Below are 19,799 nucleotides of genomic sequence, written 5' to 3' on the forward strand. Positions count from 1 at the left end.
TGACGGACGGGAAGCGGACCGCCGTTCGCAGTTCCTCCGTGCTGAACTCCTCGCACGCCGACGATGTTGCGCTGCTGATGGCGGGCGGCTTCGGCTGGGTGTGGGCCGTGGTCGACGGCGCACCGGCCGGGCACGCGGGAGCGTGGCCGCTGGTGCCGGGGCTTTCGGTCGCCGGGGCGGGGCGGCTCAGGTGTCGCAGTCCAGTACCGTCCGGCACAACCCGCACCGCGCGCGGACGCGCCCGCGAACCGGGACCCGGATCCGCTGGTGGCAGGTCGGACAGGGGAACGAGACACGGAGCCGCCCGGCGGGGTCGGAGGTGAACGCGTAGGGAGCGCTCGGCGGTGCTCCGGGCGCGTGCCGGCGGTCGTGGGCGTAGCGGCGGCGGCCCGCCCAGCCGGCCCCGGTCAGCGGCGGCTGCTGCCCGTCCTGGCGGGCCAGGGCCATGCCCTTGACGTACGCGCTGTAGGCCTGCGGGCTGGTGAACCACACGGACGGGTCCTCGCGGAAGAGCAGGGCACGCTTGGCGAGGACGTAGCCGAACTCCTCCGGGGTGAGGTAGCCCAGCTTCTGCGAGGAGACGCCGTCCTCCCGGTACGCGTCCAGCAGCAGCCAGCCCGCGCCCAGGTAGGCCGTCACCGTGTCCGTGAGGATCTCGTTCTCGGCCGTGGTGGGGAAGGCGAGGTCCAGCCGGTGCAGGTAGACGTGCGCCACCTCGTGCGCGAGTGCCGCGCCGATGTCCCTGCGATGGGTACGGAAGCGGTCGTTCAGCTCGACGAAGTACTCGGGGCCCGCAGCCAGTTCGACGTTCGCCGCGTGGGTCATCTCCCGGAAACCGACGATCAGCCGCGCATCCGGCAGCCTGAAGTGCCGCACCATCTCCCGGGCCACGCGCTGCGCGCCCAGGTGCAGGTCGTCGGTGTCGCAGAACGCCACGTCGGCGGGGGCCACGCTGACCGAGAACGTCTGCACGGTGTCGGGGGACAGGCGCCGGTACAGCGCGGTGACGGCGGCCCGCACCGTCTCCAGATGCGGGTAGCCGTGCTCGACCGGTCCGCCGTTCGCCACGTCCGCACCCCCAAAGACGCCGGAACTCCACTCCACTGTAGGCGGAGAGAGCCCCGGTGGGCGCGGGTGCGCACGGCGGGTCACACGGGCAGGAGGCGCAGCACGGACCGACCCGATGCACCCACGCCCACCCCCGCGTCCACCCCCGCGCCCGTCTCCTCGTCCACGCCCCCGCCGCCCTGCTCGCCCGCGCACGCGTACGTGCCCGCGCCCGTCTCCTCGTCCACGCCCCCGCCGCCCTGCCGGCCCGCGCACGCGTACGCGTCCTCGCTCCCCTCCAGCTCCAGCACCCACACCTCGTTCTCGCCCTCGCGCAGTACCGGGCCGGGGACGTACAGGGACCGCTGGGGGCCGACCGACCAGTAGCGGCCCAGGGCGAAACCGTTGATCCAGACGAAACCGCGCGTACGGCCGGACAGCTCCAGCCGGGCGTCCCCGGCGCCGCGCACCGTGACCGTGCCCCGGTACAGCCCCGGCTCCCCCCGCCCGGTCGGCGCACCGAACGGCACCTCCGCCACGCCGCCGGTGAACGCGTCGAGGTCCAGCCCGCGCGCGCGTACCCCGTGCAGATACTGCCGCTCGTGCAGGACACCGCCGGTGATGCCCTTCGCCTCGCCGAACCGCGGCCCGTAGTTCACCCGCCCCAGGGACTCCACCCACAGCTCCACCCGCGCGGGACCCGCCACGGGCTCCTCGAGCCGCGGGTCCTCCTCGGTGAGCACCCCGGCCCGCTCGCCGTCGACGTACACCACCGCGAGGTCCCGCAGCCCGCGCACGGTCAGCGGGTACGGCCGCCGCGGGCCCGGCACCTCGACCGCGTAGCGGACCAGGCCCCGGGTGATCCCGAGTTCCTCGAAGGTGGGCGGCACGGGCGTGACCGTCTCGGTGCCGCCCAGCGTCTCCAGGACGGCGGACAGCGGTGCCCAGCCGGTGAGCGTGACTTCGGCCGGGGCGGCCAGCACGGCGGGCTGCGGCGGCAGGCCGGGCAGCGGGCCGGGGCGGCACTCGGCGAGCACCTCGCGGAAGCGCCAGAACTTCTCGGTGGGGCGGCCGTACTCGTCCACGGGCGCGTCGTAGTCGTACGAGGTCACGTCCGGCTCCAGCGGACCCTCGTGCAGCTCTCCGCCGCCCCGGTTGGCACCCGCCCAGCCCCCGAAACTCGTGCCGCCGTGCGCCATGTACAGGTTCACGGAGGCCCCGCACTCCAGGATCTCGCGCAGCGCCCCCGCGGCCTCCGCAGGGTCGCGTACGACGTGCTCGCCGGCCCAGTGGTCGAACCAGCCGCACCAGAACTCCATGCACATCAGCGGGCCTTCGGGCCGGTGCCGGCGCAGCGTCTCGAAGGCCTCGCGCGCGTGGGAGCCGAAATTCACCGTGGCGAGCACCCCGGGCAGCGAGCCGCCGGTCAGCATGTGGTCCTCGGGGCCGTCCGAGGTGAACAGCGGCACCGTGACCCCCTCGGCCCGCAACAGCCCGGCCAGCTCCCGCAGGTAGCCGGCGTCACTGCCGTGGCTGCCGTACTCGTTCTCCACCTGGACCATGAGCACCGGGCCGCCGCGGCCGAGCTGGCGGGGCACGATCTCGCGCAGCAGTTCCCGGAACCAGTTCCGGACGTGGAACATGTAGCGTTCGTCGCCCGTACGCGCGCGCGTGCCCGTCTCGCCGGTCAGCCACGCCGGCAGGCCGCCGTTCTCCCACTCGGCACAGATGTAGGGCCCCGGCCGCACGACGGCCCACAGCCCCGCCTCCCGCACGGCGTCCAGGAACCGGCCGACCGCCTGCACGTCCCGGGAGGTGCCCGGCCGCGGCTGGTGCAGATTCCACGGGACGTACGTCTCCACGCAGTTCAGGCCCATCGCCCGGAGCATCGCCAGCCGGTGCCCCCACTGCGCCTCGTGCACCCGGAAGTAGTGCAGCGCGCCGGACAGCAGCCGTACCGGACGCCCGTCCAGCAGGAAGCCGGATTCCCCCACCCCGAACTCGTTCATGCTCCTCAGCCTCACCTCTTCCGGCGATCGGCACCATGGACGAAGATCGGCGCTGCTTGGACAAAAGTCCCTGCGTACGTCCGTGACAGGCGGACAGTCGGACAGGCGGACGGACGGACGGACGGGCAGGCAGTCAGGTGGACGGGCAGGCAGGCAGTCAGGCGGACGGGCAGGCAGGCCGCCGGCGCCGGGGAGGAGCGCGGATGTACCAGACCTGGATGCGGTTCTTCAGCCCCGGCCCCGTCCACCACCGCCTCGGCCTGGTCTGCCTCGGTGTCGGACTGCAGCACGGCACGCTGCCCACGGTCGGCCCGCGCACCCTCGACCACCACGTGGCCGTCGTGATCAGCTCCGGCGGCGGCTGGTACCGGGGCGCCGACGGCCGCCGCACGACCGTGACCGCGCCCGCACTGCTGTGGCTCACCCCCGGCGTGCCCCACCACTACGCCCCCGACCGGGACACCGGCTGGGACGAGGGCTTCGTCGACTTCACCGGCCCCGCAACGGCGGCCTACACCGAACTCGGCCACATCGAGCCCGACCGGCCCGTCGTCCCGCTCTCCGACGCCTCCGGACCCCGCACGGTCATCGCCCGCATCGCCCGGGCAGCCCGCCGCGGCAACCCGCTGCTGGAGGTGGAGACCGGCGCCGCCGTCCACGAACTCCTCGTCGCCCTGCGCCGCGCCCGCGCCGACCTCGCCCCCGACGGCGACGAGCTGCTCCAGGCACTCGCCCGGGACGCCTGCACGCCGATGAGCGTCGCCGGCCACGCCGCCCGGCACGGGATGACCACCGCCGAGCTGCGCAGCGCGGTCCGCCGGGCCGCCGGGTGCAGCCCCAAGGACTACCTCCTGGGCATCCGCCTCGGCCGCGCCAAGGAACTGCTCGCCGCCACCGAGCTGCCCGTCGCGGCCGTCGCACGCCGCGTCGGGTACGACGACCCCGCCTACTTCTCCCGGCTGTTCACCCGCCGCGTGGGCCTCGCCCCCGTGCGCTTCCGCGCCCAGCAGGGCCGCAGCGTCCCCGGCGGCTGGAGCGACCGCGTCCCGGACCCGGACGATCCGCCGATGATCCAGTCCCCGGACACCCCGTGAGACAGGGCCACCGCAGCGCATAGGGTTGACGGTCATGACCACCAGCAACCCCGGCACCGGTTCCGTGGACCCCGACGTCCGCCAGGAACTGGATCGGCTGCGCGACAGCATCGACAACATCGACGCGGCCGTCGTCCACATGCTCGCCGAACGCTTCAAGTGCACCCAGCAGGTCGGCCGGCTCAAGGCGCTGCACAAGCTGCCGCCCGCCGACCCGGCCCGCGAGTCCCGGCAGATCGACCGGCTGCGCAGCCTCGCCGAGAACGCCAAGCTCGACCCGGCGTTCGCCGAGAAGTTCCTCAACTTCATCATCGCCGAGGTGATCCGGCACCACGAGCGGATCGCCGAGGACACCCACAACGGGCAGCCCGCGCAGCAGGACTGACCACCGGCGCGCAGGGGACAAAAGCCGTAATCCGGCCCACCCCTGTGCGCTGTCGGTCCCATCAGGCAGCATGGCCTGCATGTCCGTACTCACGCGCGACGAAGCGCAGCTCCGAGCACAGTTCCTCGACGTCCACCGCTACACGGTCGAACTGGACCTCACGACCGGTGACGAGACCTTCGACTCCCGCACCGTGATCCGGTTCACCGCCCGGACCGACGGGGACACGTTCGTCGAGCTGAAGCCCGCCCAGCTGCGCACGGTCACGCTCGACGGACAGCCGCTCGACCCCGAGTCGCTGGACGAGAACAGGCTGCCGCTGAAGAACCTCACCGCCGGCGAGCACGAACTGCGCGTCGACGCCGTCATGCGCTACTCCCGCACCGGCGAGGGCATGCACCGCTTCACCGACCCCAGCGACGGCGAGACGTACGTCTACACCCAGATGTTCATGGACGACGTCCAGCGCGTCTTCGCCGCCTTCGACCAGCCCGACCTCAAGGCCGTCTTCGAGGTCTCGGCCAAGGCGCCCGAGGGCTGGACCGTCCTCGCCAACGGCGTCACCGAGCACCGCGGCGACGGCCTCTGGCAGGCCGCGACCACCCCGCTGATCTCCACCTACCTGGTCGCCGTCGCCGCCGGCCCCTGGCACTCGGTGCACAGCGAGCACCGCGGCCTGCCCTTCGGCATCCACTGCCGCCGCTCCCTCGCACCCCACCTCGACACCGACGCCGACGAGATCCTCGACATCACGCGCGCGTGCTTCGACCGCTACCACGAGAAGTTCGAGGAGCCGTACCCCTTCGACTCCTACGACCAGGCCTTCGTCCCCGAGTTCAACGCGGGCGCCATGGAGAACCCCGGCCTCGTCACCTTCCGCGACGACTTCGTCTACCGCTCCGCCGTCACCGACACCGAGCGGCAGACCCGCGCTATGGTCATCGCGCACGAGATGGCCCACATGTGGTTCGGCGACCTCGTCACCCTCAAGTGGTGGGACGACATCTGGCTGAACGAGTCCTTCGCCGAGTACATGGGCTACCAGACCACCGCGGAGGCCACCCGCTTCACCGACCCCTGGACCGAGTTCGGCGTCACCCGCAAGGCCTGGGGCTACGACGCCGACCAGCGGCCCACCACCCACCCGGTCGCCCCCGAGAACGTCGACGACACGGCCTCCGCCCTGCTCAACTTCGACGGCATCTCCTACGCCAAGGGCGCCTCCGCCCTGCGCCAGCTGGCCGTCTGGCTGGGCGAGAAGGACTTCCTCGCCGGCATCAACACCCACTTCGCCCGGCACAAGTTCGGCAACGCCACCCTCGCCGACTTCATCGACTCCCTCGCCTCCGCCACCGACCGCGACGTGCACGCCTGGGCCGACACCTGGCTGAGCACCACCGGCGTCGACACGCTCACCCCGGCCGTCGTCTCCGCCGAGGGCACCTGCAGCCTCACCGTCGACCACGCGGGCAGCCGCCCGCACCGCCTGAGCGCCGGACTGTACGACCACGACGTCGCCGACGCCGGCCGGCTGGTGCTGCGCGAGCGCATCTCCCTCGACATCCCGCAGACCGCCCCGCAGCCCATCGGCAAGCGCCCCGCCCTCGTCCTGCTCAACGACGGCGACCTCACCTACGCCAAGGTCCGCTTCGACGCCGGCTCCTTCGAGACCCTGCGCACCGGCCTGTCCGGCCTGCCCGACCCGCTCACCCGCGCGGTCGTCTGGAACGCCCTCAGGGACGCCGTCCGCGACGGCGAACTGCCGCCCGCCGCCTACCTGGAGACGGCCCGCGCCCACCTGCCCCACGAGACCGACCTGGCCGTCGTCCAGGGCGTCCTCGCCTTCGCCGCCGGCCAGATCACCGACCAGTACCTCCCGCCGGAGGACCGTCCCGCCGCCCTGGCCACGCTCGCCTCCCTCTGCCGCGACCTGCTGCGGCGCACCGAGGACGGCGAGCACCCCGGCCTGCGGCTGATCGCCGTACGCCACCTGATCGGCGTGGCCGCCCACCCGGAGACCATCGCCGCCTGGCTCGCCGACGGCACCGTGCCCGGCGGCCCGGAACTCGACCCCGAGCTGCGCTGGCGCATCCTCGCCCGGCTCGCCGTACTCGGCGCCACCGACGAGAGCGCCATCGCCGCAGAACTGGAGCGCGACCCGAGCGCCACCGGCCAGGAAGGCGCCGCCCGCTGCCGCGCCGCCCTGCCCGACCCGGCCGCCAAGCGCGCGGCCTGGGAGGCGATGTTCGCCGGCGACGACCTGTCCAACTACCTCTTCACCGCCACCGCCCAGGGCTTCTGGCAGCCCGAACAGGCCGAACTGGTACGGGAGTACGTCCCCCGCTTCTACGAGGACGCGGTCGCCGTCGCCGCCCGCCGCGGCCCCGCCATAGCGGTCGCCGCCGGCCGCTGGTGCTTCCCGGCCCACGCCGTCGACGCCGGCCACGTGCGGTCCGGCGAGGCCTGTCTGCGCGACGCCGACCTCACCCCGGCCCTGCGCCGCACCCTCGCCGACCGGCTGGACGACCTGTCCCGCGCCCTGAAGGTGCGCGACGGGCAGGGCGACCGGGCGGCCGCGCAGCGGGCGTAGGACCGACGACGTAGGGCGCGGCTGGTCCCTGCCGACGATGCGCGGGGCCGGCCGCCCTTCCTAGGCTCGGACGGTCGACGACCAGACCGAGCCCCCGGAGGCAGCCCCGTGATCGTAGTGACCGGAGCGACCGGCAACGTCGCCCGTGCCCTCCTCGACCGTCTCCTCGCCGCGGGACAGCCCGTCCGGGCCCTGACCCGGGACCCGCAGCGGGCCGCGCTCCCCGAGCGGGCGGAGGTCGTCCGGTTCCGGCCGGACGACCCCGCCACCCTCTTCGGCGGAGCGACCAAGCTCTTCCTGTACGCCCTGGCCGACGCCGCCCCGCTGCTGGAGGCGGCCCGCGCACAGGGGGTGCGGCACGTCGTCCTGCTCTCCAGCGGCATCATCCAGGAGGGCGCCGACGAGACCCACCCCATCCACGTCATGCACGCCACCGTCGAACGGCAGATCCGCGACAGCGGGCTCGCCTGGACGTTCCTGCGGCCCAACGCCTTCGCCACCAACGCGCTCCAGTGGGCGCCCCAGATCCGCACGGGCGACACCGTCCGGGGCGTCTTCGCGGGCGGGCTCTCCGCGCCCATCCACGAGGACGACATCGCGGCCGTCGCCGAGCGCGTCCTGCTCGACGACGGGCACGAGGGCGCCGTGCACCGGCTCACCGGCCCCGCGGCGACGAGCAACGCCGATCAGGTCGCCGCGATCGGCGCGGTGCTCGGCAGGAAGCTGACGTTCCAGGAGGTCGACCCGGCCGAGGCCGGCCCGGAACTGTTCCCTGACCTGCCGCCGCAACTGCGCGACCGGCTGCTGCAGAGCTTCGCGGAGACCGTCGGCGTACCCCCGGAGATCACCGGCACGGTGGAGAAGCTGACCGGCACCCCGGCCCGCACCTTCGCCGAGTGGGCCCGCGACCACGCCGGGGACTTCCGGGCCTAGCCGGCGGCGGCACACCTCCCCTCGTGTCCCAACGGCCCCTCCCGCTAGGGCAGTACACACTTTCGGGTTCCGTTCGCCGGGCTTTCGGGACACAGGGCTCCCTTCCGGTACAAGCTGGAAGTCCGCCCACACGCCGGACGCCCCGGGCCCCAGAAGCCCGCCGGGCGGACCCGTGCCCGGAGGAGAGCCCATGAGCCTGCCGCCCCTCGCCTCGGGCCCCGGCGGCCCCGACGCCCTGCGGCCCCTCCTGGACACCGTGCTCGACGCGCTCGCGGCCGGCGCCGCCCGGCGCGGCGGACCACTGCCCGCCGGCGGACCGGACGGCGTCGCCGCGCGCGTCGCCGACGCCCTCGGCGACGTCCTGCCCGACACCGGCGACCCGGACGCCCTGCACACCCTCGTACAAGCCCTGGCCGAGGGCGCCGCCGACCCCGCCGACCCGCTCTGCGCGGCCCACCTGCACTGCCCGCCGCTCGCCGTGGCCACCGCCGCGGACCTCGCCGCGAGCGCCCTCAACCCCTCCCTCGACTCCTGGGACCAGTCCCCGGCCGCCTCCGCCCTGGAAGCCGCGGTCGCCCGCACCCTCGCCCGCACCGCCGGCCTCGCCGACGCCCTGGTCACCACCGGCGGCACGGAGTCCAACCAGCTCGCCCTGCTGCTCGCCCGCGAAGCCCACGGCGGCACCGTCCAGCTGGTCTGCGGCGCCGGCGCCCACCACTCCCTCGCCCGCGCCGCCTGGCTGCTCGGCCTGCCCGAGCCGGTCGTCGTCCCCACACCCCACGGCACCCTCGACCCGGCCACGCTGCACGAGGCCCTCACCGCGCTCCCCGGTCCGCTGCTGGTCGCCGCCACCGCCGGCACCACCGACGCCGGGCTCATCGACCCGCTGCCCGAGATCGCGGGCCTGTGCACCGCCCACGGCGCCCGGCTCCACATCGACGCGGCCTACGGCGGAGGTCTCCTCTTCAGCGACCGGCACCGCGACCGGCTCGCCGGCCTCGAAGCCGCCCACACCGTCACCCTCGACCTGCACAAACTCGGCTGGCAGCCGGTCGCCGCCGGCCTCCTCGCCGTCGCCCGCCCCCACGAACTCGCCGCCCTCCGACAGCGCGCCGACTACCTGAACGCCGACGACGACACCGAGGCCGGACTGCCCGACCTGCTCGGCCGCTCCCTGCGCACGACCCGCCGCCCCGACATCCTGAAGATCGCCGTCACCCTGAAGACGCTGGGCCGCAGCGGCCTCGGCGCCCTGGTCGACCAGGTCTGCGCACGAGCCCGCGAATTCGCCTCGCTGGTGCAGGACCACCCCGGCCTCGAACTCCACGCCCGGCCCGTCATCAGCACCGTCCTGTTCCGGCCCGCCGACGCGGACGACGCCACCGTGGCCGTCGTACGCCGCAGGCTGCTGCAGGAGGGCCGGGCCGTGCTCGGCCGCGCCCGGGCCGACGGCCGCCTGTGGCTCAAGGCCACCTTCCTCAACCCCCACGCACGGCCGGACGACCTGGCCCACCTGCTCAAACTCGTCGAAGGAAGCACCCCCGCATGACCCACCCCCCACGCCACGAGCCCGCGTCCCCGCGCGACCTGGTCGGCATCGGCATCGGCCCCTGCAACCTCTCCCTCGCCGCCCTCGCCCACCCGCTCGCCGAACTGGACGCCGTCTTCTACGAACAGCGCCCCGGCTTCGACTGGCACCCCGGCCTGCTCATCGAGGGTGCCACCATCCAGGTGCCCTACCTCGCCGACCTGGTGACCCTGGCCGACCCGACCAGCCCCTGGAGCTTCCTCAACTACCTGAGGGCCCGCGAACGGCTCTTCCCCTTCTACTTCGCCGAGCGCTTCCACATCCAGCGCGCCGAGTACGACGCCTACTGCCGCTGGGTCGCCGAAGCGCTGCCCGGGCTCCGCTTCCGCCACCAGGTCGACGCCGTCCGCTGGAACCCCGAACGGGACGTGTTCGAGGTCGACCACACCCAACTCGACGCCGAGGGCGAGGCCGAGGCCCTCGGCCGCACCTACACCCGCAACATCGTCCTCGGCATCGGCACCGCCCCCTACGTGCCCGACCCGCTCAAACCCCTGGTGGACGCGCCCGGCGTACCCGTCGTCCACGCCGCCGACTACCTCGACCACCGCGACGCCGTCCTCGCCGCCGGGCACGTCACCGTCGTCGGCTCCGGCCAGTCCGGCGCCGAGGTCTTCCTCGACCTGCTCCGGCACCGCCCGGCCGGCCGGGAGAAGCTGCACTGGATCGGCCGCACCGAGGCGTTCGCCCCGATGGAGTACTCCAAGCTGGGCCTGGAGCACTTCACGCCCGACTACACGCGCTACTTCCACGCCCTCGCCGAGCCCGTCCGGGACCGGCTCGTCGCCGCCCAGTGGCAGCTGCACAAGGGCATCGACGCCGGCACCCTCGCCGCCATCCACGACGAGCTGTACCGGCGCACCGTGAACGGAGGCTGGCCCGACGCCGTCCTCACCCCGGGCGTCCGCGTCCGCACGGCCGGCCGGATCGCCACCACCAAGATCGAGCTGCACCTGGAACACCTCCAGCAGGACAGCCGCTCCCGGCTGACGACCGACGCCGTCGTCCTGGCCACCGGCTACCGCGACCGCCCGCTGGACCGCCTCCTCGCCGGACTCGACCCCTACATCCGCCGGGACAGCAGCGAACGCCCGCGCATCGACGAGCAGTTCCGGCTCGTCCTGGACCCCTCGGTCACCGGCGCCGTCCACGTCCAGAACGCCGAGCTGCACACGCACGGCGTCGGCGCCCCGGACCTGGGCCTGGCCGCCTGGCGCAGCGCGACCATCCTCAACTCGCTCACCGGGAAGGAGCCGTACCCGCTCCCCTCCCGGACGGCCTTCACCTCGTTCGGGCTGGAGGAGCCCGCGGACAGGGTGCCGCAGGCCAGACAGCCCAAGCGGCTCACTCCACTCGTCGACGAAAGGTAGCGGGGACGAAAGGCAGCGACGAAAGGCAGCGGGGGCGAAAGGAAGCGGGAACGGAAGGAAGCGGGGACGAGAGGCAGCCGGTGCCCTAGAACACCGGCGTGCCGTTCCGCGTGAGCTTCCAGTCCACCGACGCGAAGTCCTTCGGGTCCAGGACACCCTTCGCGGTCACCCACTCCGCGATCCGGGTGCGGATCTCCGTCGACTCCGACCACAGCTCCTTGGCCGAGGCGACGTGCGGGAAGGCACCGCCACCGTTGGCACGGTAGTTGTTCACCGCGAGCACGAACTGCCGGGCGTCGTCCAGCGGGGCCCCGTTGAAGGTGAGGTTCTTGATGCGCGACCCGGCCGGCTGGGCGATGTCGATGTCGTACGCCATGCCCGACACGTAGTCGTAGTTGTAGTCCGGACGGTTGCCCGCGTTCGTCAGCTTGTCCACGTCGACGGCCGTGCCGGGAGCCGTCTGGACGTAGTACTCCGCCGAGTACTCCAGGTACGCTCGCACCTGAGCGCCCGTCATCAGCTTGGCGACCAGCGTGTTGTCGTACACGTACAGGCTCGACAGGTCCCGGATGGTGACGTTCCCGGCGGGGATCTCCGAGGTCCGCGAGAACGGCGAGGCCTGGGCGATCACCGGCAGCGAGGCGTACTCGGTGCCGGCCAGCGCGGCCTTCACCACGTCCTCCTGGACCTTGGTGATCAGGTCGATGATCGGGGCGTCCTTGTAGCGGGCCTCGACGGTCGTCAGGGTCTCGGTCGCCCGGCCCACCACCTGGTTGACGTACGCGACGACCTTCTTGTGCTCGTCGGCCAGCAGCTTGGTGATCTTCGGGTCGTCGGCGACCGTGCTGGAGTTGCGCAGCGAGGCGGAGACCGACTCGACCTCCCAGCGGCCCTTGCTGAACACCAGCTCGATGTCGAACAGGGTGAGCCGCTCGGCGTAGCACAGCGGCTCCGAGAGCACGACGGTCCTGCCCGTCTTCTCGTTGACGACCTTCAGCTCCGGGATCTCCACGTGCGCGTGGCCGACCAGGATGGCGTCGACACCGGGCACCTGCCTGGCCACGTTGGCCGCGGCGTTCTCCACGTACGGCACCTGGTCGCCGTACGACGACGTGCCGGACGTACCCGAGTGGGCCGAGACGACGACCACGTCGGCGCCCATCGACTTCAGCTTCGGCACCCACTTGGCGGCCTGCTCCTCCAGCCCCGGGAACGCCAGCTTGCCCTGCACGTAGGCCTTGTCCCAGATCGCGATGCCCGGGTTGGTCAGGCCCAGGACGGCGACCTTGACCGGCTTGGCGCCCGGCACGTGGAAGGTCTTCATGAAGTACGGCGGGAAGGCGGGCCGCAGCGTCCTGGCGTCCACGGCGTTCGCGCCGAGCAGCGGGAAGTCGAGCTGGTCCTCGAACTTGCGGAGCGTCTCGATGCCGTAGTTGAACTCGTGGTTGCCGAGCGCCGCCGCGTCGTACCCGATCGCGTTCATGGCCTGCGCCATCGGGTGCACCGGGCCGCCCTTGGCGGTGATCGGGTCGACCTTGGCGTAGTAGTAGGTCAGCGGGGTGCCCTGGATGGTGTCACCGGCGTCGAGCAGCAGGGTGTTGCAGTGGCCCTTCTCCTTGCGCACCTGGTTGACCAGGGTGGAGATGCGGGCGAGGCCCATGGCGTTGCCCGCCTTGTCGGAGTACTCCGCATCCTTGAAGTAGTCCCAGTTGAAGACGTGGCCGTGCAGGTCGGTGGTGCCCATGACCGTCAGCGAGTACCGCTTCACGGGGTGCGCGGGGTGGCTTCCGTCCGCCGCCTCGGCCGCCGGAGCCGTCGCCGCTCCGGTGATCGCCACTCCGGCCCCGGTGGCGGCGGACTTCTTCAGGAACTTCCGGCGGTTCAACGGCATCTTCAGGTCTCCTTGGCGCATGGTGAACGACGCGCGTAGATTCTGACCTGAACATGACCTACGGCAACAGGTACGGGAGGTTGCGATCTGGTGACCATCGCTCATAGGAGCGGACCACCGCACAATTCAACACTTGTCAATAACCCTTCGCCCAAAGTCTGTTGAGTCGTCATACGGCGCCAATTCTCTACCCACGGGTAAGCCATAGGCTCGACCCATGCGCCGAGCAAAGATCGTCTGTACCCTGGGGCCCGCCACCGACTCGTACGACCAGATCAAGGCACTCGTCGAGGCCGGAATGGACGTCGCCCGGTTCAACCTCAGCCACGGCACCCACGCCGAGCACGAGGAGCGCTACCGACGCGTCCGAAAGGCGGCCGACGAAACAGGCCGCAGCGTCGGGATCCTCGCCGACCTTCAGGGCCCGAAGATCCGGCTCGCCCGCTTCGGCGAAGGGCCCGTACTCCTTGAACGCGGCGACACCTTCTGCATCACCGTGGAGGAAGGCGTCGAGGGCGACCGCCACCAGTGCGGCACCACCTACGCCGGCCTCGCCGCCGACGTCGCCCCCGGCGAACGCATCCTCGTCGACGACGGCAAGGTCTGCCTGGAAGTCACCACCGTGGACGGCCCCCGCGTACACACCCGCGTGGTCGAGGGCGGCATGATCTCCGACCACAAAGGACTCAACCTCCCCGGAGTCGCCGTCTCCGTCCCCGCACTCTCCAAGAAGGACGAGGACGACCTGCGCTGGGCGCTGCGCACCGGCTTCGACGTGATCGCCCTCTCCTTCGTCCGCAGCGGCGACGACGCCGCGGACGTCCACCGGATCATGGACGACGAGGGCCGCCGCCTCCCCGTGATCGCCAAGATCGAGAAACCGCAGGCCGTGGCCAACCTCGACGGCATCGTCGCCGACTTCGACGGACTCATGGTGGCCCGCGGAGACCTCGGCGTCGAAATGCCGCTGGAACAGGTCCCGATCGTCCAGAAGCGCGCCGTCAAACTCGCCAAACGCAACGCCAAACCGGTGATCGTCGCCACCCAGATGCTCGACTCGATGATCGAGAACTCCCGCCCGACCCGCGCCGAGGCCTCCGACGTCGCCAACGCGGTCCTGGACGGCACGGACGCGGTGATGCTCTCCGGCGAGACCAGCGTCGGCAAGCACCCGGTCGAGACCGTACGCACCATGGCGAAGATCGTCACCGCGGCCGAGGAGGACATGCTGGCCAAGGGCCTGCCCCCACTCACCGAGCGGAACAAGCCCCGCACCCAGGGCGGCGCGGTCGCCCGGGCCGCCGCCGAGATGGGCGACTTCCTCGGCGCGAAGTTCCTCGTGGCATTCACCCAGTCGGGCGACACCGCCCGCCGCCTCTCCCGCTACCGCTCCCCGATCCCGCTGCTCGCCTTCACCCCCGAGCCGGCCACCCGCTCCCAGCTCAGCCTCACCTGGGGCGCCGAGACCTTCCTCGGGCCGCACGTGGACTCCACCGACGCCATGGTCGACCAGGTGGACGAACTGCTGCTGAGGTACGGCCGCTGCCGGAAGGGCGACGTCGTGGTCATCACGGCCGGTTCCCCGCCCGGCGTCTCCGGCTCGACCAACATGGTCCGCGTCCACCACATCGGCGAGGACGACAGCCCGAAGTGACGGACCGGGGCCCTCTCCGGCGCCCCCTTCAGTGCTTGGGACCGACATGGGTGTCCATGAGGGCGACGGACGCCTTCTTGGCAACGGAGATGTTGTACGGGTTGCCGTCTCTGGTGCAGGGCGTCCACTCGACGCCGAGCCTGTCGAGGGTGCCGGTGTACAGGCTCCGGATGTCGTCCGACTTGTTGGTGAAGAAGTAGCGCGGATATTCGTACCGCTTCCGCTCACCGGCGACCATGCGGGTGGTCCAGTTGGTGATGCGGCAGCCGTCGGAGTGGATGAGGCCGCGGACGAAGTCCCACGGGTGGGCGTCGACGACGGCTTGCTGCCACGGCTCAAGGGCGATGGGTCGCTCGTGCTTCTTGCCGGGGCCGTGCTGCGGGAAGAGGCAGGGCCAGTGCTTGCTGGCGGCGCAGACCACTACGCACCCCTGCCTCCGGACACGACAGACGCGGTTGTCCGGGCGGACGGTGCGCATCGCCGTTTCGCACGTGTCGATGATGCCTGGCCAGGCGTTGTCCAGGGCAACGCGCATGACATACACGCCTTTGCGATGGGCGCTGATACAGCCGTCGCCGAGATACAGGCCGAGAAGGTAGGCGTAGACGGCGGGATCCTCCGGGAAACCGGGGGTCTCCCGGCAGCGAGGGCAAGGCTTGCTGACGCGTTCGCGAGGTTCCAGGCGTGTCTGCCAGGAACGAATCGCATAACGCGATATTCCTGTCTCCCGGCTGACGGAGTTGAGGCTGCGCCCCTGCGCCATCAGGGCCAGCGCTCGCTTACGTGTGCCCATGTCGTACATGTGGCCACAGTGCGTCACACTCGGCGGGCCGCGGGCAAGAAAAATGGAGAACCACACGAACGTGGCTCTCCGCTTGCAAGACGTGACCTTGGAATCTAAGGAAAAGTGCCCCGGGTCGGACTCGAACCGACACTGTACGGGTTTTGAATCCGTTGCCTGCTGCCAATTGGGCTACCGGGGCTCGCAGAATCCAAGGTTTCCCCCGACCCTCCGCGCGTCCACCTTACCGCAGCTAGGTAGGCTCTTGTCAGCAGTACCCCTGCCCTGAACGAGGAGCCCCCGTGACCGCCGAGTCGCCCCAGCCCGTAGACGCGCCCGACGACGACAAGTCGCACGTGCCTCCGCTGACGACCCGAGTCGTCATCGCCGAGGACGAGGCCCTGATCCGGCTCGACCTGAAAGAGATGCTGGAGGAGGAGGGGTACACCGTCGTCGGCGAGGCCGGGGACGGTGAGCAGGCCGTCGAGCTGGCCCGCGAGCACCGGCCGGACCTGGTCATCCTGGACGTGAAGATGCCCAAGCTGGACGGCATCTCCGCGGCCGAGAAGATCGCCGAGGAGTCGATCGCGCCGGTCCTGATGCTCACCGCCTTCTCGCAGCGCGACCTCGTGGAGCGCGCCCGGGACGCGGGTGCCATGGCGTACCTGGTGAAGCCGTTCAGCAAGAGCGACGTCGTCCCGGCGATCGAGATGGCCGTCTCCCGGTTCACCGAGCTGAAGGAGCTGGAGAAGGAGGTCGCCGACCTCACCCAGCGGCTGGAGACCCGCAAGCTGGTCGACCGCGCGAAGTCCATCCTGCAGACGGAGTACGGGCTGACCGAGCCGGCCGCGTTCCGCTGGATCCAGAAGACGTCCATGGACCGCCGGCTGTCGATGCAGCAGGTCGCGGAGGCGGTCATCGCGGACAACGAGGAGAAGAAGTCCGCGAAGGGCTGATGCCCGCCTTCGTGCCGACGCACATCGCCCGCGCCCCCTGCAGGGGGCGCGGGCGATGTGCGTGTCCGGCCGGGCCGGTGGAGCGCCTAGTCCTCGCCGAGGTAGGCCTTGCGCACCGACTCGTCGTGCAGGAGGTCCTGCCCGGAGCCGGAGAGGACGATCTTGCCGACCTCCATGACGTGACCGTGGTCGGCCAGGGAGAGGGCGGCCTGGGCGTTCTGCTCGATGAGCAGAATGGTGGTGCCCGCCGACTTGAGTTCCTGGATGGTCGCCATGATCTTCTGCATCATGATCGGCGACAGACCCATGGAGGGCTCGTCGAGCATGAGCAGCTTCGGCCGGGACATCAGCGCCCGTCCCATGGCGAGCATCTGCTGCTCACCGCCGGAGAGAGTGCCCGCGGCCTGCTTGCGGCGCTCTCCGAGGATGGGGAAGAGGTCGTAGGCGCGCTGGATGTCCTTCTCGATGCCTTCCTTGTCGCTGCGCAGGAAGGCGCCGAGGCGGAGGTTGTCCTCGATCGTCATGCGGGGGAAGATGTGCCGGCCCTCGGGGGAGTGGGCGAGCCCCAGCGAGACGACCTTGTGGGCGGGGATCTTCTTCAGCGACTTGCCGTCGAACCTGATGTCGCCGGAGAGCGGCTGGAGCAGGCCCGAGAGTGTCCGCAGGGTCGTGGTCTTCCCGGCCCCGTTGGTGCCGATGAGGGTGACCACCTCGCCCGCGTTCACCTTGAACGAGATGCCCTTGACGGCTTCGATCTTGCCGTAAGCGACCCTGAGGTCCTCGACCTCGAGCAGTGCGGTCACTTGTCGTCCCCTTCCTCGGTGCTCTGCGCGTCGGCCTCCGCAGCCTCGACTTCGGCGGCCTCCGCGTCGCCCGGCGCACCCTCGAAGGGCGTGCCCAGGTAGGCGGCGATGACGCGCTCGTCGGCCTGGACGACCTCGGCGGGGCCCTCGACGATCTTCTCGCCCTGGACCAGCACGGCGACCCGGTCGCACAGGTTCATGATGAACCGGATGTCGTGCTCGATGACGAGGACGGCGATGCCCTTGTCCCGGATGGCGAAGATGAGTTCTTCGGCCGCCCGGGTCTCCTGCGGGTTCATGCCGGCGGTCGGCTCGTCGAGGAGGAGCAGGCCGGGCTCGCTCGCCAGCGCCCGGGCGATCTCCAGCTTGCGCTGCTCGCCGTAGGGCAGGTTGCGGGCGAGGTGGTCGGCCTTGGCGGCGAGACCGGTGAACTCCAGGAGTTCCATGGCCCGGGCCCGCGACTCCTCCTCGGCCTTCTTGAAGCCGGGCAGGCGCAGCAGGGCCGACCAGAGGCCCTCCTTGGTGCGGGTGTGCCGCCCGACCAGCACGTTCTCCAGAACGGTCATGTTGGCGAAGAGCCGGATGTTCTGGAACGTACGGGCGATGCCGGCCTGGGTGACCAGGTGCGGCTTGGGCGGCAGGACGGTGCCCTTGTAGGCGACCCTGCCCTCGGTCGGTACGTAGAGACCGGTGAGGCAGTTGAAGAAGGTCGTCTTGCCGGCGCCGTTCGGGCCGATCAGGCCGACGATCTCGCCGCTGTTGACGGTGAGGTCCACGTCGCGCACGGCGGTCAGGCCGCCGAAGCGCATGGTGACACCGCTCGCGGCGAGCACCGTGGTGGTGGGTGCGGTCGTGGTGGTGGTCATGGCGGTCACGCCCCTGCCTTCGCGACGCCGGTCGCGCCATCGGGCAATGGCTTGTCCTCCGGCAGGTCGAGCTGTCCTGTCTCGTGGAATTCGAGCTGCTTCCTGCGGTCGGCGACCAGGCCCTCGGGGCGGAAGCGCATCAGCAGCATCAGCGCGATGCCGAAGAGCAGCAGCTGGTACTCCGCCATGAACTGGAGCTTGGCGGGGATCAGGTAGAGCAGTGCGGCGCCGATCAGCGGGCCGCTGATGGTGCCCATGCCGCCGAGGATGACGGCGGCGAGCAGGAAGGCCGAGTTCGGCGGCACGGAGCCGGCGAACTGGTACTGCTCGGGGGTGACGCTGTACGACACGTGCGCCTGGACGGTGCCCGCGAGGCCGGCGAGGGAGGCACCGAGCGCGAAGGCGAGGAGCTTGAGGCGGAAGCCGTTGATGCCCATCGCGGTGGCGGCGGTCTCGTCCTCGCGGATGGCGACCCATGCGCGGCCGATGCGGGACTCCGCGGAGCGGCGGAAGACCGTCACGACGATCGCCGTGAACACCAGCATCAGCAGGTAGTAGTTGGCGGAGCGGGTCAGTTCGTGGCCGAGGACGTCGTGCGGGACTCCGAGGTTGAATCCGAAGACCTCAAGGTCGGGGATCTGGGGGATGCCGTTGGAGCCGTTGGTGACGTCCGGGCCGCTGTTGCCGTTCAGGTTGTTCATGGTGATGCGGAAGATCTCACCGAAGCCGAGCGTCACGATGGCGAGGTAGTCGCCGCGCAGTCGCAGGGTGGGGGCACCGATCACCACGCCGAAGATCAGCGAGGCGGCGGCGCCGGTGAGTACGGCCGCCCAGAACGGGAAGTGCACGCCGAGGGTCGACGCGGGGGAGCCGGAGACGAGGGCGGCGGCGTAGGCGCCGACGCCGAGGAAGGCGACGTAGCCGAGGTCGAGCAGGCCGGCGAGGCCGACGACGACGTTGAGGCCCAGGGCGACCGTGGCGAAGATCAGGATGTTCGCGCCGATGAGGGCGAACTGGTCGTTGGACTGGGTGAAGGGGAAGCAGATCGCCGCCGCGAACGCCGCCCCGAGGGTGACGTTGCGGTGCTTGGCGGTCAGAGCCGACAGCCGCTTGAGGAGTCCGGCGCGGTTGACGGCGGTGAAGCCGAAGGCCGCGACGATCAGGAAGCCGATGAACTGCTCGGAGTACTCGGTGCCGATGCCGTACGAGAAGACGTACAGGCCGGTGCCGAAGCCCGCGGCGATGATCAGGATCTCCGCCCAGGAGGGCAGGTCCTTGGCACGGCCGGGGTCGGGGGCGGTGAGGGAGTGACGGATGCGGCCCCAGAGGTGCGGGGTCGGGTCCGCCGCGTCGTAGGGCTGGTCGACGGGGAGGCCGAGGGCGCCGATCACGGCGAGGAGTGCGCCGATGCCGGAGACCCAGGCGCCGGGTTCCAGGTTGACCAGGCCGCCGAGTTCCTGGGCGATCGCGCCGATGGCGTAGCCCGTGGTGCCGAACACGCCGAGGGCGGCGAGCAGGACGGGGCTGTTCTTGCCGCCGGGGGTGAGCCAGCCCAGGCCGCGGATGCCGTAGCCGGTGAGGGCGAACAACAGGGTCAGCAGGGAGCCGAAGAGGGTGAGGACCTGAAGGCCGCCCGGGTAGCCGGTGACGGTCAGGTTGCCCGGGAACTCCTCGGTCCAGGTCCAGGCCAGGAAGGTGCCCGCGAGGGCGAGCGCGGAGCCGGCGACGGTCAGTGCGCGCGCCGCGGCCTGCGGCAGCGGGATGATCGGAGTGGCCTGTGCCGCCGGCACCTCGGTGGTGCCGGAGGTCTTGTCCATGGGGATCTCGGTGGT

15 protein-coding genes and 1 tRNA gene are annotated in these 19,799 nt (G+C 71.4%); 8 read left to right on the forward strand and 8 right to left on the reverse strand.

Going from position 1 to position 19,799, the window contains the following annotated elements; genetic code table 11:
- Positions 1-186: 186 nt before the first annotated feature.
- Positions 187-1,068: a hypothetical protein gene (locus JK359_RS23070; protein WP_201838786.1), complete on the reverse strand. Its 882-nt coding sequence runs from the start codon at positions 1,066-1,068 to the stop codon at positions 187-189.
- A gap of 80 nt (positions 1,069-1,148) precedes the next feature.
- Positions 1,149-3,056 carry a glycoside hydrolase family 35 protein gene (locus JK359_RS23075; RefSeq protein ID WP_201838788.1) on the reverse strand — a complete coding sequence of 636 codons (1,908 nt, stop codon included), beginning with the start codon at positions 3,054-3,056 and terminating at the stop codon, positions 1,149-1,151.
- Between the two features lie 203 nt (positions 3,057-3,259).
- On the opposite strand from JK359_RS23075, the gene JK359_RS23080 reads away from it, so the two are divergent.
- From JK359_RS23080 to JK359_RS23105, 6 genes are all read left to right on the forward strand, one after another.
- Positions 3,260-4,150 carry a helix-turn-helix domain-containing protein gene (locus JK359_RS23080; protein WP_201838790.1) on the forward strand — a complete coding sequence of 297 codons (891 nt, stop codon included), beginning with the start codon at positions 3,260-3,262 and terminating at the stop codon, positions 4,148-4,150.
- A gap of 34 nt (positions 4,151-4,184) precedes the next feature.
- A complete protein-coding gene (locus JK359_RS23085; protein WP_201838792.1) occupies positions 4,185-4,535 on the forward strand; it encodes a chorismate mutase in 351 nt (116 codons plus the stop codon).
- Between the two features lie 79 nt (positions 4,536-4,614).
- Positions 4,615-7,125, forward strand: coding sequence for an aminopeptidase N (pepN, locus tag JK359_RS23090; RefSeq protein WP_201838800.1), 2,511 nt, complete (start codon positions 4,615-4,617; stop codon positions 7,123-7,125).
- A 108-nt stretch (positions 7,126-7,233) separates the two neighbouring features.
- Positions 7,234-8,058 (forward strand): NAD(P)H-binding protein, encoded by an 825-nt coding sequence (locus JK359_RS23095; protein WP_201838802.1) that lies wholly within the window; start codon positions 7,234-7,236, stop codon positions 8,056-8,058.
- 190 nt (positions 8,059-8,248) lie between these two features.
- Positions 8,249-9,607: a pyridoxal phosphate-dependent decarboxylase family protein gene (locus JK359_RS23100; protein ID WP_201838804.1), complete on the forward strand. Its 1,359-nt coding sequence runs from the start codon at positions 8,249-8,251 to the stop codon at positions 9,605-9,607.
- Complete coding sequence (locus JK359_RS23105) at positions 9,604-11,016, forward strand: lysine N(6)-hydroxylase/L-ornithine N(5)-oxygenase family protein (protein WP_201838806.1); 1,413 nt, start codon at positions 9,604-9,606, stop codon at positions 11,014-11,016. Before JK359_RS23100 ends, JK359_RS23105 begins: the two co-directional genes overlap by 4 nt.
- Positions 11,017-11,101: 85 nt before the next feature.
- Here JK359_RS23105 and JK359_RS23110 read toward each other — a convergent pair whose 3' ends face one another.
- Positions 11,102-12,907, reverse strand: a complete 1,806-nt coding sequence (locus JK359_RS23110; RefSeq protein ID WP_201838808.1) for a bifunctional metallophosphatase/5'-nucleotidase — start codon at positions 12,905-12,907, stop codon at positions 11,102-11,104.
- Between the two features lie 217 nt (positions 12,908-13,124).
- On the opposite strand from JK359_RS23110, the gene pyk reads away from it, so the two are divergent.
- Positions 13,125-14,561 (forward strand): pyruvate kinase, encoded by a 1,437-nt coding sequence (gene pyk, locus JK359_RS23115; RefSeq protein WP_201838816.1) that lies wholly within the window; start codon positions 13,125-13,127, stop codon positions 14,559-14,561.
- 28 nt (positions 14,562-14,589) lie between these two features.
- On the opposite strand, the gene JK359_RS23120 is transcribed toward pyk, so the two are convergent.
- Together JK359_RS23120 and JK359_RS23125 are read right to left on the reverse strand one after the other, a co-directional pair.
- The gene (locus JK359_RS23120) at positions 14,590-15,363 is read right to left on the reverse strand and encodes a helix-turn-helix domain-containing protein (protein ID WP_201838818.1); all 774 of its coding nucleotides are present in this window, start codon (positions 15,361-15,363) and stop codon (positions 14,590-14,592) included.
- Positions 15,364-15,469: 106 nt separating this feature from the next.
- Positions 15,470-15,544: transfer RNA gene (locus tag JK359_RS23125), tRNA-Leu, on the reverse strand.
- Positions 15,545-15,644: 100 nt separating this feature from the next.
- On the opposite strand from JK359_RS23125, the gene JK359_RS23130 reads away from it, so the two are divergent.
- Complete coding sequence (locus JK359_RS23130) at positions 15,645-16,298, forward strand: ANTAR domain-containing response regulator (RefSeq protein ID WP_201838820.1); 654 nt, start codon at positions 15,645-15,647, stop codon at positions 16,296-16,298.
- 86 nt (positions 16,299-16,384) lie between these two features.
- Here the strand turns inward: JK359_RS23130 and JK359_RS23135 are convergent, their stop codons facing one another.
- Genes JK359_RS23135 through JK359_RS23145 form a run of 3 tightly spaced genes read right to left on the reverse strand, consistent with a single transcriptional unit; the run spans position 16,385 to position 19,784 of the window.
- On the reverse strand, positions 16,385-17,101 hold the full coding sequence (locus tag JK359_RS23135) for an ABC transporter ATP-binding protein (RefSeq protein ID WP_201838822.1): 717 nt from the start codon (positions 17,099-17,101) through the stop codon (positions 16,385-16,387).
- A complete protein-coding gene (locus tag JK359_RS39925; RefSeq protein WP_201838824.1) occupies positions 17,098-17,976 on the reverse strand; it encodes an ABC transporter ATP-binding protein in 879 nt (292 codons plus the stop codon). Before JK359_RS39925 ends, JK359_RS23135 begins: the two co-directional genes overlap by 4 nt.
- Complete coding sequence (locus tag JK359_RS23145; protein WP_201839044.1) at positions 17,973-19,784, reverse strand: branched-chain amino acid ABC transporter permease; 1,812 nt, start codon at positions 19,782-19,784, stop codon at positions 17,973-17,975. The genes JK359_RS39925 and JK359_RS23145 overlap by 4 nt, the downstream gene beginning before the upstream one ends.
- Between the last annotated feature and the right edge of the window lie 15 nt (positions 19,785-19,799).

This window comes from Streptomyces actinomycinicus (assembly GCF_016741775.1).
In the GTDB taxonomy this organism is placed as follows: Bacteria; Actinomycetota; Actinomycetes; order Streptomycetales; family Streptomycetaceae; genus Streptomyces; species Streptomyces actinomycinicus.

What these genes read in the sequence shown, in the direction of transcription:
- JK359_RS23075 (WP_201838788.1), bottom strand. Translation starts at nt 3,056, where the DNA reads ATGAACGAGTTCGGGGTGGGGGAATCCGGCTTCCTGCTGGACGGGCGT.
- JK359_RS23080 (WP_201838790.1), top strand. Translation starts at nt 3,260, where the DNA reads ATGTACCAGACCTGGATGCGGTTCTTCAGCCCCGGCCCCGTCCACCAC.
- JK359_RS23085 (WP_201838792.1), top strand. Translation starts at nt 4,185, where the DNA reads ATGACCACCAGCAACCCCGGCACCGGTTCCGTGGACCCCGACGTCCGC.
- pepN (WP_201838800.1), top strand. Translation starts at nt 4,615, where the DNA reads ATGTCCGTACTCACGCGCGACGAAGCGCAGCTCCGAGCACAGTTCCTC.
- JK359_RS23100 (WP_201838804.1), top strand. Translation starts at nt 8,249, where the DNA reads ATGAGCCTGCCGCCCCTCGCCTCGGGCCCCGGCGGCCCCGACGCCCTG.
- JK359_RS23105 (WP_201838806.1), top strand. Translation starts at nt 9,604, where the DNA reads ATGACCCACCCCCCACGCCACGAGCCCGCGTCCCCGCGCGACCTGGTC.
- JK359_RS23110 (WP_201838808.1), bottom strand. Translation starts at nt 12,907, where the DNA reads ATGCCGTTGAACCGCCGGAAGTTCCTGAAGAAGTCCGCCGCCACCGGG.
- pyk (WP_201838816.1), top strand. Translation starts at nt 13,125, where the DNA reads ATGCGCCGAGCAAAGATCGTCTGTACCCTGGGGCCCGCCACCGACTCG.
- JK359_RS23120 (WP_201838818.1), bottom strand. Translation starts at nt 15,363, where the DNA reads ATGTACGACATGGGCACACGTAAGCGAGCGCTGGCCCTGATGGCGCAG.
- JK359_RS23145 (WP_201839044.1), bottom strand. Translation starts at nt 19,784, where the DNA reads ATGGACAAGACCTCCGGCACCACCGAGGTGCCGGCGGCACAGGCCACT.